This window comes from Flavobacterium ginsenosidimutans, from assembly GCF_003254625.1.
GTDB lineage: Bacteria > Bacteroidota > Bacteroidia > Flavobacteriales > Flavobacteriaceae > Flavobacterium > Flavobacterium ginsenosidimutans.
In genome coordinates this window covers 206,063-220,646 of the sequence record NZ_QJRJ01000073.1, presented here as the reverse complement: position 1 = coordinate 220,646, position 14,584 = coordinate 206,063, and the positions used below count along the sequence as shown (strand labels likewise).

The window sequence follows — 14,584 nt, the reverse complement described above, 5'->3', positions numbered from 1 at the left end:
AGATAAAATTACCCTATGATAGAATTTTTCAGACATCTATTACAAGAATTCGAATTACCCCTAAGCAATCCAGTATTGATTTTTTCTTTAATACTTTTTATAATTCTGCTTTCGCCAATTTTACTTAAAAAGATTAATATTCCTGGAATTATCGGGCTTATTATTTCTGGAGTTATCATTGGTCCGCACGGATTAAATATTCTGGCAAAAAACTCTGCAGTTGATTTATTTTCAACAATCGGACTTTTGTATATCATGTTTATTGCAGGTTTAGAATTGGATATGAATGAGTTTAAAGCCAACAGAAATAAGAGTTTGTTATTTGGCTTTTTCACGTTTATTCTACCGCTTTCAATAGGTTTTCCAGTTTGTTTTTATTTATTGAAATATGATTTTAATGCCAGTTTCTTAACCGCAAGTATGTTCGCAACGCACACGCTTGTAGCATATCCGATTGTTAGCAAATTAGGGATTTCTAAAAATCAAGCTGTTGCAATTACAGTTGGCGGAACTATTTTGACAGATACAGCCGTTTTAATTATTCTGGCTGTTATTATGGGAAGCAGTCAAGGAAATCTAAATCAAGCTTTTTGGATTAAATTGTTTATTTCATTGGCAATTTTTTCTGCCATAATGTTTATGATTATTCCGCGTGTAGCAAAATGGTTTTTCAAGAAACTTGAAAGTGAAAAACACGCCCATTATATTTTTGTACTTTCTGTGGTTTTCTTTGCAGCCTTTTTGGCAGAAGTAGCAGGAGTAGAGCCTATTATTGGAGCTTTCGTTGCAGGTTTAGCATTGAATCCATTGATTCCGCATTCTTCTGCTTTGATGAATAGAATTGAGTTTATTGGAAATTCGTTATTCATTCCTTTTTTCTTGATTTCTGTGGGAATGTTAGTCGATGTAAGCGTTATTTTAAGCGGACCAACGGCTTTAATTGTGGCAGGAACTTTAAGTGTTGTAGCAATATTTGGAAAATGGATTGCAGCATTTTTTACTCAAATTGTTTTTAAATATACCAGAACCGAAAGACAGCTTATTTTTGGATTGAGCAGTGCGCACGCAGCGGCAACTTTGGCTGTAATTTTGGTTGGATATAAAGCTAAAATTTTAGATGAAAATATCTTAAACGGAACCATTATCCTAATTCTAATTACGTGTATTGTGGCTTCATTTGCAACAGAAAAAGCGGCAAAGAAAATTGCCATTTGCGAAGAAGAAATTTCACATGAAGACACAGAAAGAGATCAGATTTTAGACGAACATATTTTAATTCCGCTGGCAAAATCTTCAGCGGCAGCGAGTTTGTTGGATTTTGCTCTTTTGATAAAAGATAAAAAATCATCAAATCCGATTACTTTACTAACAATCGTTCCGAATAACAATCAGGCGGAAAAGAACATTTTGAAGTACAGAAAAGCAGTTGATAAATTTGTAGTTCAAGCTTCGGCTTCAGAAGTAAAAATTAATACCATTGCAAGAATCGACCATAATCCTGCAAGTGGAATTGCTAGAACTTCAAAAGAAATCATGTCGGATATTGTGATTGTAGGTTGGCCTAGAAAAACAGGTTTTATTGATAAAATCTTTGGAGAAAATGTAGATTCGATTATCAATAACGTCGATAAAAGTTTGTTTATCTGCAGGTTTCAAAAGAATTTTATTGAAGAAAAAAGATTAGTTTTTATTTGTCCGCCATTTTCAGAAAGAGGAATTGGTTTTCATTTATTAATGCAGAAAGTAAGCCGTTTGGCTCAGGAATTAAGTGTGCCAGTTGTTATTCATGCTGAAGAAAAAACGTTTCAATCTATTCAGCAGATTGCTTCGCATTTAAAATTAAATAGCAAATTTGGATTCAAAAATGTTTCTGATTGGGAAGATTTTGAACTTATTACAGAAGAAATAAAACCAACTGATTTAGTCGTTTTTAATTTGTCTAGAAAAGGCTCTGTTTCTTATCAATCGATCTTTGATAAATTACCACAGAAGTTCGAAAAATATTTTAGTGACAACAATGCGATTTTGGTTTATCCCCATGACGATCGCAAAGAAAGTTCAATGGACGCTTACGAAGATTTTACGTCATCGCCTTTAGCAAAAGGTATTGAAGCTATAGAACAAATTGGACGTGGTTTGGGAAGTATTTTGAAGAAAGGATAAAAATTTAGTTTTATGAAAAGCTGTAAAACGTTTATATTTTCTGCTTTTTGCATCTTTTTTCTAAGTTGTAATAAAAATAAAATAGAAGAATCAAAGCCAGATTCTCAAACAAAAAATAGTATTGAATCAAAGAAAAAAGAAATAGCAGAAAGCTTTGATGAATTCAATAAAAGGTTTCATTCTGATTCTCTTTTTCAAGTTTCGAGAGTTGATTTTCCTATTGAAGGAAAGCACGTTTCTGGTTTTGAACAATACAATTGGTCGCGAAAGAATTGGCAGTTTCAGGCTGTTCCAGTTGCTGAAAAAACGGAATTAGGAGAATATGAACATTCTTTAGTAAAAACGGATACTTTAGTCACAGAAAAATTTTGGATTCCGAATAGTGGTTTTGAAGTTGAAAGGCAGTTTAAGCTAATTAACAATAAATGGTTTTTAATTTATTATAACGACATAAATTTATAGTAATATGAATCGAAAAATAAAATCAATCAGACCCTTTATTGGTTCTAAAAATTTTGAAATCTCAAGAAGTTTTTATCGAGATTTAGGCTTTGAAGAAATTGTTTTAGATGCAAAAATGGCTGTATTTAAAACGGAAGAAATCGCTTTTTATCTTCAAGATTATTACGATAAAAACTGGATCGAAAATACCATGATTTTTGTGGAAGTTGAAAATGTCGAGCTTTATTACAGTGAACTCTTAGCTTTAAATCTTCCTCAAAAATATGAAGGAGTAAAATTAACTCCGATAAAACATTTGGATTGGGGAAGCGAATGTTTTCTGCACGATCCGTCAGGAGTTTTATGGCATTTTGGGAAATTCAAATAAAGCTGGGATTCTATTTTTGCCGCGAATTTCACGAATTTTCATGAATTATTTTTTTATTTACTTCAATAAAATTAGTCGAGATTTGTGAAATTAGTGGCAAGCAAAAAAATCATCTCAAACCAAAATCTCCCAAAACTTTCGTTGTGTTTGTGCGTTGATACCAGTCGTTATAAACCAATTCTAAATTTTTGACGTCGAATTCACCGAAATCATAATCACGGAATTTTTCTGCAATTTCAATTAATTTCTTCGGATTTTGAAGTTTTTCCTGAAAGCGCATAATAGTAGAATGAGCGGCTGAAATTGTATATCGGCTGTCTATACTTTGCTGTAATCCTGAATTTTTGAAATTCTCACGAAGTCTGTTTCGTAAATTATTTAAAGTTTCATCGCTTGGAAATCCTTGAATCATTAAAGCTGAAGGAGAAGCAGTTATTCCTTTAAAATGAATTTTTATTTTATCGACATTAACCAAACTTCTGCAGATTACTTCGATATATTCGTTTGGCGAAATTTGATTTAATGTGAAATTTTCCGAACAAGAAATAATCGACATTACCGTAATGTGAATATCTGAATCTGGATAAAAATATTGCTCTGGTTCTGCTTTTTTTAATTCGTTAATTAAAGTTTGAATATTGGCTTTAATTTCATCATTTGGACGAATAAGAAGCGTAATTCCAAAACGAGAATCAGATTCATTTTTAAGTTCAGCATCTATAGCATATTTTCCTGTCGAAATTGCTTCAGAAGAAGTTTTGTAAAGTTGGTTGTAATGTTCGGTTAAATTGCTCATTAGATTATGTTATTCGGCTTCAAAAATAGTTTTTAATTGCTTTTGCAGATCGTGTTTATTGATTTCTCCACTACCTTTCCATTTCCCAATAATAATGCCGTTTTTGTCGATTAGAACTTTGTGTGGAACACCATTCACAAAATAATCTTTATCGATCGAACTATTATTTTCTAAAATAGAAATGTGTTTCCAAGCTTCAATTTGTTCTTTTGCAATAGCCTTTTTCCATAAATCGGAGTTTTCATCTTTTGTAACGCTAATGATTTCAAATCCTTGCGCTTGATATTTTTTATATAGCTCTTTTATATATGGCAATTCTTCTCTGCAAGGGCCGCACCAACTTGCCCAAAAATCAATTAGAATATATTTTTTACCTTTAAAATTGGCTAGCGAAATAGTTTTGCTGTTTATATCTTTAGCTTCAAAATCTGGTGCAGGACTCCCAACTTTACTTTGTTTAAAATATTTCAGTTTTTCTGCCATTTCAAGTCCTTTCTCAGAATTCTTTATTTCGGGAGTGAAATTTTCGAAAACTTCCACGAAAGTGTCATAAAAATTCATTCCAATAAATCGACCAACATGAATTCGTATTAATTTCAATGCACGAGGCGAATTTGGGTGATTTTTGGCAAAGACAAAATCAAGTTTTAATTCGTTGATATCATTTTGATCTTTTACATTTTCTAGATCATCTAATTGAAGAATTAATTGATTTTTGATGATAGAATCCTTTTCAATTTCAATTTTTGAAACAATCGCTTTTTGCAAACCAAAAATCGAATCACGAATTTTTTTGGTTGGTTTGTGTAATTCTAGAATTTCTTTTTCGATTGCAGCTTCATCTTGAGCAAAACTCATATGACTTGCAAAAAAGATAAAAACTAAAAAAAGAAGGTTTATTTTTTTCATTGAATAAGGTTTTGTTAGCTGCAAGAATTAATGTAAATCTAAAACTATTTCTTTTTTACTTTTTCAAGATTTTCTTTGACTCTAAATTTGACAATTTCAGTAATCAAATCGTAAGGCATTGGATCTTTTAAAGGAAATTGCACTGAACCTTTTCCTGATTTGTATTTTGATAGTTTTTCAGCAAAAGCTTCATGTCCAGAAGGCAGAGCATAAAGTCCGATATGGTTTTTAAAAGCAGCAAAATAAACTACAATTCCATTTTGTTCAAAAGCAGGCATAGAATAACTGATTTTTTCTTTAGCATCTGGCGCAGCTTTCTGAATTGTCATTCGAACTTTCTCTAAAATTTCCTGAACATCATTCGGAAATCCGCCAATGTATTCGTCTATATTTTCAGGTTTTTTAATTTCCATGATTTTTAATACGTGTCTTTAATTTTTAACGCAAAGTGCGCTAAGGTATTTTAATTACGAGACTAAGGAAAATCTATATATTAAGTTCGCAAAGCTTTGTCATATAAGTTTTATCTAAATATGCTTTGTGAACTTTTCATTTTAATGATTCTCAAAAAAACTTCGAGTACTTTGCGTAAATCTTTGCGTTCTTTGCGGTTAAAATAAAGATTACGCTAATCCTTTAGGGAAGCGATCTAAAACTAAATTTAAATGTAAATTATGCTCTAAATAAGCTTTTGCTCCAGCTAGAACCAAAGTAAAACCTTCAGTTGAATTTCTAACCTGATCGATTATTTTATCTGTATCACCATGAAAACCAGAATTGGTAATACTCACAAAAGTTTCATTTTCATTTAATGGACTAAAAATCCATTCTACTAAAGTAATTTCGTCTGGATTTCCCCATTCGATCACAATCTTTTTATTTTCCTGCAAAACAACCGTTTTAACCGAAAGTGAAAAACCATACATTTCCCAAGTCCATTCCGTTTTCTGATTTTCTTCTAATTTTCCTGATCCTTTTGTAAACCAGAAATTACTAGTTATCTGCGGATCAATAAAAGCCTGAAAAACTTCTGAAACAGGTTTCCGAATCAACATTTCGGCTTTTGCAAATTTGTTATTTTCTGTTTTCATTGTTTAGTGTGTAAAATATGAGCTGTTTTTTGTGACTTCTAATTTAAGAAAGAAATTTCGAATAAAGAGAATAAAAAAATCCACACAAGTATTTTTGACCTGTATGGATGTTGTGTTAAAAGTTAAATTCCAATATATAAAATCTCAACTTTCAAAAAAGAGCAAAGCGATTTTTAGAAAACATAAAATCTATTCTCTAATTGTAGTTTTATCGTTTAATGCCATTTCTGCAATTTCGTCTTTTCGTTTAAAGCTTACGCCTTTATGTTGCTGCATGTATTTGATGAGATCGTTTGCTGCTTTTACCATTTGCGGAGTTCCTCCAATACGGTCATGAAAACTAATTGACATTTGTCGGCGTTGTGTCTCACTTTCGATGTATAATTGGTCAAATTCCATTTTAACTTGTTGAAAGAATTGATCTGCCGAAAAGTTTTTACCTTCAATCAGAACAATATCATTGCATCTAAGCGTATAGGGGACGACTGCAAAATCTTTATTTTTTACCTGAATAATAAATGGCTCATCCCGACTAAGATCGTCGATATGATATTTAAAACCAAGTTCCTGTAAAATATCGAGTGTATTTTGTCCTCGGCGTAGCCAGTTTGCATTGTAGCCAACAGGAGTAAAACCAGTAACTTTTTTTATGGCTTCAACACCGTCTTTTATAAACTTTTTTTCTTCGTCATACGGCATGGTGTATTGTGTGCTCCAACTCATACCGTGCGCCGCAGCTTCGTGGCCTCTCTGTACAATTTCTTTTGCCAGTTCTGGATTTTTTAAAACTGCAGTTCCAACCATGTGCGAAGTGACTTTTACACCCAATTTGTCCCAATTGTCGAGCATGCGCGGTATACCTTCTTTGTATCCGTATTCGTACCAAGTTGCAGAAGGAAGGTCTATAAAGCCTTTTTGTATATTTTGAGGAAAAGGACTTTCGGCATTTTGAGGCTGTCCGCCAGCTTCAAACTGCATCGAAATAGACACAACTAATCTAGACCCATCTGCCCATTTTGTTTTTTGGGGAGCGAAAAGAGGTGCATTTTTTGAAACTTCGGAAAAAGCTTCAATAGGATTCATCATACCAACCATACCAATGATTCCAGTTTGCTTAATAAAATTTCTTCTTGAACTCATGATGTTTATTTTTTAATTAAAGCATCAATTGCCCAACTGTTATAATCTGCATAATGCAAAAGCAAAGCAAAAAAAGCGATGTGAATTAATTGTGACGGAATAGCTTCCCAATTCTCAATCATCGAAGTACCAAACAACAAGATGAGCATAACGATTGCTCCTGCAACTAAAGATGGTTTAGTAAAGATACCTAATAATAAGAAAATACCAATTGCAAATTCGGCTATAGGAAGAATGTAACTAAATGGTGTTACGATGATTTTAGGTAGCATTGAATTTTCAAAACTGCCAACCATCCAATTGCTGAAAGTTGCTAGTTTTGGCAGACGGACTAATCCGTGGCCAAACATACTGATGGCGATTGCAAGACGTAATAATAAAAATGAGGTTGTTTCCATATTGATGTGATTTTATAGTACAAAGTTGCAGATAACGGTTTTTTAAAATTTGTACAATCATTGGAATAATTTGTATTTTTGGAAGATGGAAATTAGAAATTTACACCGTCCTTTTGAACTTCAGTTTTTAGAAGTTTTGGAATACGAACCAAAAGAACGTAAAAATACTTTCTTTGAAATGGTATTTGTTCTTGAAGGAAAAGGAACTCAAATTATCAATGATCACCGATTACCGTATAGCAATGATAAGTTTTTTGTCATTTTTCCTCAGGATACACATAGTTTTGAAGTCATTGAGAAAACAAAGTTTTTCTTTTTGCGCTTTAATGACAGTTATCTTAAAACGCAAAACAGCGACTGGATTCAGAAATTGGAGTTTATTTTTCATAACCACAATCATATGCCGGGCTGTATTCTAAAAACGATAATCGACAAACCTTTAGTAAGAGCAATGGTAGAAGCACTTATTAGAGAAGAGAAAAGTCAATTTCCGCAGCAGCAAGAAGTTATAAAGCAAATTATAAATACGATTATAACAATAGCAGCTAGAAATATTTCGCTTATGGCTCCTCTTAGTGTAAATGAGATTAATGCAGTGCCAAGTCTGGATTTACTAAATTATGTTCATGAGAATATTTATCAGCCAGATCAATTAAAAGCATCAAATATGGCATCAGCATTTAATATTTCGCCAAAATACATAAGTGAGTATTTTAAAACTAAAACAGGGCAAAGTATACAGGAATATACAATCGCGTACAAAATAAAATTAATTGAAACCCGACTGAAATATACCAATATGCAAATCAATGAGATTGTGTATGAATTTGGTTTTAGCGATGCAAGCCACTTGAATCGGTTGTTTAAAAAACATAATGGGGTGAATCCAAGTGACTATAAAAAACAGTTTAAAAATGTGGACAGAGTTTAATCTAAAGTCTAAGATTGCTCTTTATTAATCCATTTTACAACAGTTGGCGCAACATAGTTTTTCATTTTATGTAAAAGATCGTCAATAGTTTCGCTAACGATTAACATTTGTTGGTATTCACTTTTTAAGAAACCTTTTTCAACCATAATTTTTGTTAGTTGAATTAAAGAATCATAAAAGCCGTTTATGTTAAGAATTGCAATAGGTTTTTTATGTAGACCCAATTGTTCCCATGTCAGCATTTCAAAAAGTTCTTCTAAAGTTCCAAAACTCCCTGGTAACGCGATTACACCATCACATAATTCATTCATTTTGGTTTTTCTTTCGTGCATACTTTCAACCAAAATTAATTCGGTTAAACCTAAATGTGCAATTTCTTTCGATCTCAGAAAGTTTGGAAGAACGCCAATTACTTTTCCTCCAGCATTTAAAGCTCCATCTGCAACAGCGCCCATTAAACCTACATTTGCACCGCCGTAAACTAATTCTATATTTTGCTCAGCTAAAGTTTTTCCAACTAAAATCGCTTGTTCTTCGTAAATTTTTTCTGTACCAAAACTTGAAGCACAGAATACTGTTATTCTTTTCATTGTTTTTAATTATAAGTTATAAATTATAAATTATGAGTTATGAGTTAGAGAGCAACTTATAATTCATAACTCATCATTTTTTTAGTTCATATTCAAAATATGGAACATCAACACCATTAATAGTAAATGTAAGCTCATTGATTTTTTCTGCTCCCAATTTCAAAACGGCTTTTTGCGAACGGAAATTTTCTGCTCCGATGTGAAAAAGTACCGAATCAACATATTGAAATGCATAATCAATCATTAATTTTTTGTTTGCTTTATTGTACGGGCCACCCCAATATTTTCTTGTAATAAAAGTGTAACCAATTCCAACATTCGATTTTTCGGGATTGTAATCATAGAAACTCGTTGTTCCCATTATTTCATTGGTCTGTTTATCGAGAATTAGAAACGAACCTTTTGTAATTATAATATCAAAAAAAGTTTTAAAACCTTCTTTTGTGTATCGGTCTTTTGCAGGATTCTGTTCCCAAATCAAAGGATCGGAAGCGGCTTCAAATAATCTTTCAAAATGTTTTTCTTCTAATGGAATTAGTTTTGTGATTTCATTTTCTAAGAAATTAGGCTGTAAATTGAAGTTTGATATTTGCATTTTTATGATTTTTAGTTAAAGACTAAATTTTTCTAATCTGCACGCAGGAAACATTTTCCATTTTAATCTGTTTTCCTACTTTTTTAAGTAATCCAGTTTTAAAATCTCTTTTAAAAACCACAACATTTCCAGTTTGCACATTTGATGCAATTAAAAATTTCCCGCTTTCATCAATGGCAAAAATTCGCGGATGTTTTCCTAAAGTAGATTGATAACCAATGTTTTTCAGAAATCCATTTTCAGCAATAGAGAAAATAGCGATATTATTTTCTTTTCCGCGATTGGTAGCGTAAAGAAATTTTCCGTCAGGAGAAATATGAATATCCGAGCTTTCAAAACCTTCTTTTATTTTATCTGGATGCGTTGCAAGGCGTTGGATTTTATTCAAAACACCATTTTCAAAATTGTAAAGGCTGATTTGCCCTGCCATTTCTTCAATACAATATCCCCATTTTTGATTTGGATGAAAAGTAAAATGTCTCGGGCCAGCTTCTAAATCGGTTTTTGTAAATGGATTTTTAGTTTCCACTAAAGGCTTTTTCAGATTTTCGTCAAATGCATAACAGCGAATTTTATCGGCGCCTAAATCGGGTAAAAACAAATAATCGCATTGAGGAGAAAATACGGCAGAATGTACGTGAGATCTGGTTTGACGTTCTTTATGTGTACTTCCGTCCATGTATTGAAAATTCTGGGCAATCGAATCGATTTTTCCATTTTCTAAAATAGGATAAACCGAAACACTTCCTTCTGTATAATTGGCATTGGCAAGCCATTTCCCGTTTTTATGAACAGAAACATAAACTGGATTTTCACCGCCACTTCGCTGACTATTCAAAAAAGTCAATGTTTTTGCCGACGTATTAAATTCAAAACTGCTTACGCTTCCCGCATTTGGTGTTTTGGTATCGGTGCAAACATAAATGTATTTTCCGTTTGGTGAAACCGTTAAATAGGAGGGATTGACAACATTTTTAACCGAAGTAAATTTGGTCAATTTCCCACTCAAAGTATCCAATTGATAAACTTGAATAGCTTCTGCCGTTTTATCTCGATTGTAAGATCCTAAAAAGACATAGGTGTTTTGAGAAAACAAGTTTATTGCTAGTAAAAATACAATTGCGAAATAGTATATTTTTTGTTTCATTTTTAGGTTTCAAGTTTCAAGTTTGAAGTTTCAGGTTTCACGTTTTAAGTGCTGTGTTCGTTGTCAGGCTGAGCGATCCCGAGGCTTCGGGAGAAGCCCAAGTGCCAATTGGAACGCCCTTCTCCCGAAGCCTCGGGATCGCTCAGGGTGACATTACAATTAACAATTAACAATTCATAATTGACCATTAAAGAACCCCTTCCCACCACTGTTTAAATTCTTGTTTGTCATTTTTCAATTCAACTGCTTCACCAATCATTGGAGTAATTAAAGGAATCGGATTTTCAGACAAACTATTCAATTCTGTAACTTTTTTCAAAGGTTCGTCCCAAGCATGAAGAGACAATGAAAACTTAGAAGAATGCACTGGAAACACTCTTTTTGCTTTCAAATCTTTCATGGCTTTTATGACATCTTCGGGCATATTATGAATGTATTTCCACTTCTTGTTGTATTGGCCGTTATCAAGTAGAGCGATGTCAAATGGACCGTATTTTTCACCAATTTCAGCGAAATGAGAATCGTAACCGCTGTCGCCACCCAAATACATCTTAAAATCTTTAGTTTCCAAAACAAAAGAAGTCCAAAGTGTGTTGCATCTTTTAAAACTTCTGCCAGAAAAATGTCTTGAAGGCGTAGTGTGAATCGTTAGATTTTCATCTAATTGGATCGTGCTGTACCAATCTTTTTCGATAATCTTTTCTGATGGAAATCCCCAAAACTCAAAATGAGAACCAACTCCAAGAGCCGTGATGATTTTTTTTGTTTTAGACTTTAATTTTAAAATCGTATCGTAATCCAAATGGTCATAATGATCGTGTGTAATCAATAAATAATCAATTTCTGGAAGATCGTCGACGGAATAAATATCAGAACCTTTAAACGATTTTGTTGTGCCAGGAATAGGAGAGGCGTTTCCGCTGAAAACGGGATCAATTAAAAATCGTTTTCCTTCCAACTGAATAAAATAAGACGAATGTCCAAACCAAACTAAAATATCTTGATCGGGAGTAAGTTCGTGTAAATTGGTTTTTATGGACGGAATCAAATCGGTTGGCGTTTTTCTTTCTACTTTTTTGAAGAAAAATTCAAACAAAACCCCCGCCATACTTTCTCCTTCTGCAAGGTCGGGTGTAAAAGATTGATTTTCAAATTTTCCGTTTTTATATTGAGGCGAATTTTGAATTAAAGTTAATCTTTCGCCAGAAGGAGCTTTTCCGAATTTTGGATGCTGAAGAAATCTGTAAATGGCAAATAATATTAAAAATACGAGAATTAAGAATGTAATCATTTTATTTTGAGGGATATAAATTTTGAGTGTATTGAATAGAAAGCAAAATTATCTTTTTTAAGATTTCGATATCAACATCAGCTAATTTTTTGATGTAAATGCAAGCTTTTGAAGATGTATGTTTTCCTAATTTCGATAAAAGTTCTTCTCTTTTTTCTTCTGGCAAATAGAAATAAACGGTCAATGCTGCTTTTCTTGGCGAAAATCCAGCTAATGGAGCATCGCCTTCATGTCCGCTATCATATTTATAATGATAACTTCCAAAACCAATAATGCTTGGTCCCCACATTTTGGGTTCAAAACCAGATGTTTCCTGTATTATTTTTAGAAGTTCAAAAGCATCATTTCTTTTAACTTCATTTTCGACAGCGTTAATAAAATCAGTAACACTGTTTTGAGTTTCTGTAGTTTTATTTTTTGCCATTTTATTTACTTTTTACTTAATAAATCACTTTTTAAAAGGATGTTTTTGATTTTGAATTCAGAAGCATAAAACAAATTAGAATCTTCTGGCATTTGATTTTCTAAAACAATCAGACTCACATCACTTTCTGGGAAATACAAATTTACACCAGAAAATCCGTCTCCTAAGCCTGTATGTCCAAGATATTTAACAGATTCTTCTTCTACAATTCGAATTCCGTATCCATAAGGTTGTTTTTCTTTTCCGAAGAAATTATGCTGAGATAAAATGGTGTTTTTAGTTAATAATTGATACGATTCGGGTTTCAATATTTTTCCTTTGTGCAGATTATTATTCCAAATGGCAAGATCAGAAACGGTTGAAATAATGCCGTCTGCACCTAAACTTTCATCTGTGATTTGTCTTGAGGTATCAGGTTCCAACTGATTTTTCACATTATAATAACCTTTTGCCAGATTTTGTTCTTTATCTTTTGAATAACAAAAAGTATGATTCATTTTTAATTTCTTAAAAAGCGATTCAGCAACCTCTCTATAGCTTTTTTTAGAACTGAATTCGACAATTTTTGCAACCAGATTAAAACTTAGATTTCCATATTTAAAATCAGTTCCAGGTTTAAAAGCCAACTGTTTTTGTAAATCGATAATTCCGTGCGAGTGATTTAAAAGCTGATGAACCGTTACTGAATCTGCCCAAGTTTGATTTAGTTCTGGCAAATATTTTTTGATTGGAGCATTCAAATCTACTTTTCCTTTTTCTACTTCCAATAAAAGTAAAACGGCAGCAATTAATTTACTGTTGGACATGATTTCAAATTGGGTATCCATTTTTAAAGGTTTTTTGGTTTCGAAATTCGAAAGACCTTCAACTTTTGAATACAGCGTTTTCCCATTTTTAGAAATTAAAACTATACCAGTAAATTTAGGGTTTGAGTTTTGAATTATACTATCAATACTTTTTTTGTAATCCTCTTTTTTCTGAGCTGATGAATTGCAGGAAGCTAAGATTAGAACTAATAAAGAGATTTTGGCGATGAAGTTCATTTATAATTGTTAATGGTGAATTGTAAATTGTTAATGTTTGATGCTTGCTCGATTGATTATGGTTGATATTTTTTATAGTATTCTATAATTAATAATTTACCATTAACAATTCACAATTAAATTAAAACATTCCGTTTTCGTTGATAGAATCTTTAGGAACTGGCTGGCCTAAATCCCAAAGTTCTATAATTTTGTCGTCTTTGAATTTGAGAATATGCACTACTGCAAAACCAATATCTGAAGGAGTTTGTTTGAGATGCGAATGTACCGCAACTAAATTTCCGTCTTCTAAAATATGATGAATTTTAAAAATCTTATTGGGATTTGTTCTGGCAGATTCTTCCATGGCAAGCATAAGCGTTTCGGCATCGCCTTTGAAGTGCGAATTGTGATGTTTGAAGTTCTTTCCCACATATAATCGAAAACCTTCGTGAGAATGTCCTTTTGCTGCCAATTTCAAGAAGTTTTTAGCGATTTCTTTCTTAGTCATAATTCCAGATTTAAAAACAAACTAAGTTATGAAATAAGTAGTAGAAATTAAATAATATTTAAATCGTTAGATTTTAAATAATGATTTTGATTGATGACTTTTTTTGCGTCTGGACTAATCCAGAAATTAGGTCTAAATAGTTTTGCAGTACTTTGGAGTTTTGCTTTATTTGAAATAGCTTTTATATTTTCGATTAAATTATTGAATAAAGTATTAGTAGTAAAGCTATGTGTGTCTACCAAAGATTTGAAATTATCACTTTCAAAACTTACAATTTTTGGATAGGTTAATTCTAAACCAATTGATCCTTCGTTATTCATGTAAGAAATGCTTAAGCTTTCAAAAGTTTTTGAATAAGTCAAATAAAATGGACTGATGTTTATTACAGGTTCAGTTGGTCTAACTAATTTAAAATCATTTGAAACGATTCCTTTTTTATCAATAATATCCTGAAAATTTATTTTACAGAGGTCGTCGGTTATAGATATTCTAATATCCCTTTCAAAAGACCATTGTTCTTTTTTATCAAACTTGTTTTCTCCAGTTAAGACTTCGTTATAATAAGATTTATAGCTGTCAAAAATATATTGCTCATCTGTGTTTTTATAGTTTATTTCAACTCGCGAGCCTGTAATAACAAAGTAATAGTTTAAATCTTGAAAAAGAGATTCAAATTCTTGTGGTGTAATTATGAACTTAAATGTATTCCAGCCTTTTCCTGCACCAAGTCCTCCAAAGTATGACATG

Annotated in this window: 18 protein-coding genes; 4 read left to right on the top strand and 14 right to left on the bottom strand. The window is 32.2% G+C overall.

What is annotated here, in order from left to right:
* Positions 1–15: 15 nt before the first annotated feature.
* From DM444_RS08385 to DM444_RS08375, 3 genes are read left to right on the top strand one after another with little or no spacing between them, the layout of a single operon-like run.
* Positions 16–2,163: a cation:proton antiporter gene (locus DM444_RS08385; protein ID WP_111285556.1), complete on the top strand. Its 2,148-nt coding sequence runs from the start codon at positions 16–18 to the stop codon at positions 2,161–2,163.
* A gap of 12 nt (positions 2,164–2,175) precedes the next feature.
* On the top strand, positions 2,176–2,625 hold the full coding sequence (locus DM444_RS08380; protein WP_111285554.1) for a DUF4348 domain-containing protein: 450 nt from the start codon (positions 2,176–2,178) through the stop codon (positions 2,623–2,625).
* A gap of 4 nt (positions 2,626–2,629) precedes the next feature.
* Positions 2,630–2,992: a VOC family protein gene (locus DM444_RS08375; RefSeq protein WP_111285552.1), complete on the top strand. Its 363-nt coding sequence runs from the start codon at positions 2,630–2,632 to the stop codon at positions 2,990–2,992.
* A 109-nt stretch (positions 2,993–3,101) separates the two neighbouring features.
* Here DM444_RS08375 and DM444_RS08370 read toward each other — a convergent pair whose 3' ends face one another.
* From DM444_RS08370 to DM444_RS08345, 6 genes are all read right to left on the bottom strand, one after another.
* Complete coding sequence (locus tag DM444_RS08370; protein WP_111285550.1) at positions 3,102–3,788, bottom strand: 2'-5' RNA ligase family protein; 687 nt, start codon at positions 3,786–3,788, stop codon at positions 3,102–3,104.
* Between the two features lie 9 nt (positions 3,789–3,797).
* A complete protein-coding gene (locus DM444_RS08365) occupies positions 3,798–4,697 on the bottom strand; it encodes a TlpA family protein disulfide reductase (RefSeq protein ID WP_111285548.1) in 900 nt (299 codons plus the stop codon).
* 44 nt (positions 4,698–4,741) lie between these two features.
* Positions 4,742–5,110, bottom strand: coding sequence for an iron chaperone (locus DM444_RS08360; protein WP_111285546.1), 369 nt, complete (start codon positions 5,108–5,110; stop codon positions 4,742–4,744).
* Between the two features lie 210 nt (positions 5,111–5,320).
* The gene (locus DM444_RS08355; RefSeq protein WP_111285544.1) at positions 5,321–5,788 is read right to left on the bottom strand and encodes an SRPBCC family protein; all 468 of its coding nucleotides are present in this window, start codon (positions 5,786–5,788) and stop codon (positions 5,321–5,323) included.
* A gap of 189 nt (positions 5,789–5,977) precedes the next feature.
* Positions 5,978–6,928, bottom strand: coding sequence for a polysaccharide deacetylase family protein (locus DM444_RS08350; RefSeq protein ID WP_111285542.1), 951 nt, complete (start codon positions 6,926–6,928; stop codon positions 5,978–5,980).
* 5 nt (positions 6,929–6,933) lie between these two features.
* Positions 6,934–7,326 (bottom strand): DoxX family protein, encoded by a 393-nt coding sequence (locus DM444_RS08345; RefSeq protein ID WP_111285540.1) that lies wholly within the window; start codon positions 7,324–7,326, stop codon positions 6,934–6,936.
* Positions 7,327–7,411: 85 nt separating this feature from the next.
* Between DM444_RS08345 and DM444_RS08340 the strand changes: the two genes are divergently transcribed.
* A complete protein-coding gene (locus tag DM444_RS08340; RefSeq protein ID WP_111285538.1) occupies positions 7,412–8,257 on the top strand; it encodes a helix-turn-helix domain-containing protein in 846 nt (281 codons plus the stop codon).
* A gap of 8 nt (positions 8,258–8,265) precedes the next feature.
* Here the strand turns inward: DM444_RS08340 and DM444_RS08335 are convergent, their stop codons facing one another.
* The 8 genes from DM444_RS08335 to DM444_RS08300 form a co-directional block, all read right to left on the bottom strand.
* Positions 8,266–8,847, bottom strand: coding sequence for an LOG family protein (locus DM444_RS08335; protein WP_111285536.1), 582 nt, complete (start codon positions 8,845–8,847; stop codon positions 8,266–8,268).
* A gap of 73 nt (positions 8,848–8,920) precedes the next feature.
* Positions 8,921–9,442 carry a GNAT family N-acetyltransferase gene (locus DM444_RS08330; RefSeq protein WP_111285534.1) on the bottom strand — a complete coding sequence of 174 codons (522 nt, stop codon included), beginning with the start codon at positions 9,440–9,442 and terminating at the stop codon, positions 8,921–8,923.
* Positions 9,443–9,464: 22 nt separating this feature from the next.
* Positions 9,465–10,589: a lactonase family protein gene (locus DM444_RS08325; RefSeq protein ID WP_111285532.1), complete on the bottom strand. Its 1,125-nt coding sequence runs from the start codon at positions 10,587–10,589 to the stop codon at positions 9,465–9,467.
* 187 nt (positions 10,590–10,776) lie between these two features.
* Positions 10,777–11,880: an MBL fold metallo-hydrolase gene (locus tag DM444_RS08320; RefSeq protein WP_111285530.1), complete on the bottom strand. Its 1,104-nt coding sequence runs from the start codon at positions 11,878–11,880 to the stop codon at positions 10,777–10,779.
* A 1-nt stretch (position 11,881) separates the two neighbouring features.
* Complete coding sequence (locus tag DM444_RS08315; protein ID WP_111285528.1) at positions 11,882–12,304, bottom strand: DUF1801 domain-containing protein; 423 nt, start codon at positions 12,302–12,304, stop codon at positions 11,882–11,884.
* A gap of 5 nt (positions 12,305–12,309) precedes the next feature.
* Positions 12,310–13,347, bottom strand: coding sequence for a serine hydrolase domain-containing protein (locus tag DM444_RS08310; RefSeq protein ID WP_111285526.1), 1,038 nt, complete (start codon positions 13,345–13,347; stop codon positions 12,310–12,312).
* Positions 13,348–13,468: 121 nt separating this feature from the next.
* Positions 13,469–13,837, bottom strand: a complete 369-nt coding sequence (locus tag DM444_RS08305; RefSeq protein ID WP_111285524.1) for a nuclear transport factor 2 family protein — start codon at positions 13,835–13,837, stop codon at positions 13,469–13,471.
* 47 nt (positions 13,838–13,884) lie between these two features.
* Positions 13,885–14,583: a hypothetical protein gene (locus tag DM444_RS08300; protein WP_111285522.1), complete on the bottom strand. Its 699-nt coding sequence runs from the start codon at positions 14,581–14,583 to the stop codon at positions 13,885–13,887.
* Position 14,584: the final 1 nt, after the last annotated feature.

What these genes read in the sequence shown, in the direction of transcription:
- DM444_RS08385 (WP_111285556.1), top strand. Translation starts at nt 16, where the DNA reads ATGATAGAATTTTTCAGACATCTATTACAAGAATTCGAATTACCCCTA.
- DM444_RS08380 (WP_111285554.1), top strand. Translation starts at nt 2,176, where the DNA reads ATGAAAAGCTGTAAAACGTTTATATTTTCTGCTTTTTGCATCTTTTTT.
- DM444_RS08375 (WP_111285552.1), top strand. Translation starts at nt 2,630, where the DNA reads ATGAATCGAAAAATAAAATCAATCAGACCCTTTATTGGTTCTAAAAAT.
- DM444_RS08370 (WP_111285550.1), bottom strand. Translation starts at nt 3,788, where the DNA reads ATGAGCAATTTAACCGAACATTACAACCAACTTTACAAAACTTCTTCT.
- DM444_RS08365 (WP_111285548.1), bottom strand. Translation starts at nt 4,697, where the DNA reads ATGAAAAAAATAAACCTTCTTTTTTTAGTTTTTATCTTTTTTGCAAGT.
- DM444_RS08360 (WP_111285546.1), bottom strand. Translation starts at nt 5,110, where the DNA reads ATGGAAATTAAAAAACCTGAAAATATAGACGAATACATTGGCGGATTT.
- DM444_RS08355 (WP_111285544.1), bottom strand. Translation starts at nt 5,788, where the DNA reads ATGAAAACAGAAAATAACAAATTTGCAAAAGCCGAAATGTTGATTCGG.
- DM444_RS08350 (WP_111285542.1), bottom strand. Translation starts at nt 6,928, where the DNA reads ATGAGTTCAAGAAGAAATTTTATTAAGCAAACTGGAATCATTGGTATG.
- DM444_RS08345 (WP_111285540.1), bottom strand. Translation starts at nt 7,326, where the DNA reads ATGGAAACAACCTCATTTTTATTATTACGTCTTGCAATCGCCATCAGT.
- DM444_RS08340 (WP_111285538.1), top strand. Translation starts at nt 7,412, where the DNA reads ATGGAAATTAGAAATTTACACCGTCCTTTTGAACTTCAGTTTTTAGAA.
- DM444_RS08335 (WP_111285536.1), bottom strand. Translation starts at nt 8,847, where the DNA reads ATGAAAAGAATAACAGTATTCTGTGCTTCAAGTTTTGGTACAGAAAAA.
- DM444_RS08330 (WP_111285534.1), bottom strand. Translation starts at nt 9,442, where the DNA reads ATGCAAATATCAAACTTCAATTTACAGCCTAATTTCTTAGAAAATGAA.
- DM444_RS08325 (WP_111285532.1), bottom strand. Translation starts at nt 10,589, where the DNA reads ATGAAACAAAAAATATACTATTTCGCAATTGTATTTTTACTAGCAATA.
- DM444_RS08320 (WP_111285530.1), bottom strand. Translation starts at nt 11,880, where the DNA reads ATGATTACATTCTTAATTCTCGTATTTTTAATATTATTTGCCATTTAC.
- DM444_RS08315 (WP_111285528.1), bottom strand. Translation starts at nt 12,304, where the DNA reads ATGGCAAAAAATAAAACTACAGAAACTCAAAACAGTGTTACTGATTTT.
- DM444_RS08310 (WP_111285526.1), bottom strand. Translation starts at nt 13,347, where the DNA reads ATGAACTTCATCGCCAAAATCTCTTTATTAGTTCTAATCTTAGCTTCC.
- DM444_RS08305 (WP_111285524.1), bottom strand. Translation starts at nt 13,837, where the DNA reads ATGACTAAGAAAGAAATCGCTAAAAACTTCTTGAAATTGGCAGCAAAA.
- DM444_RS08300 (WP_111285522.1), bottom strand. Translation starts at nt 14,583, where the DNA reads ATGTCATACTTTGGAGGACTTGGTGCAGGAAAAGGCTGGAATACATTT.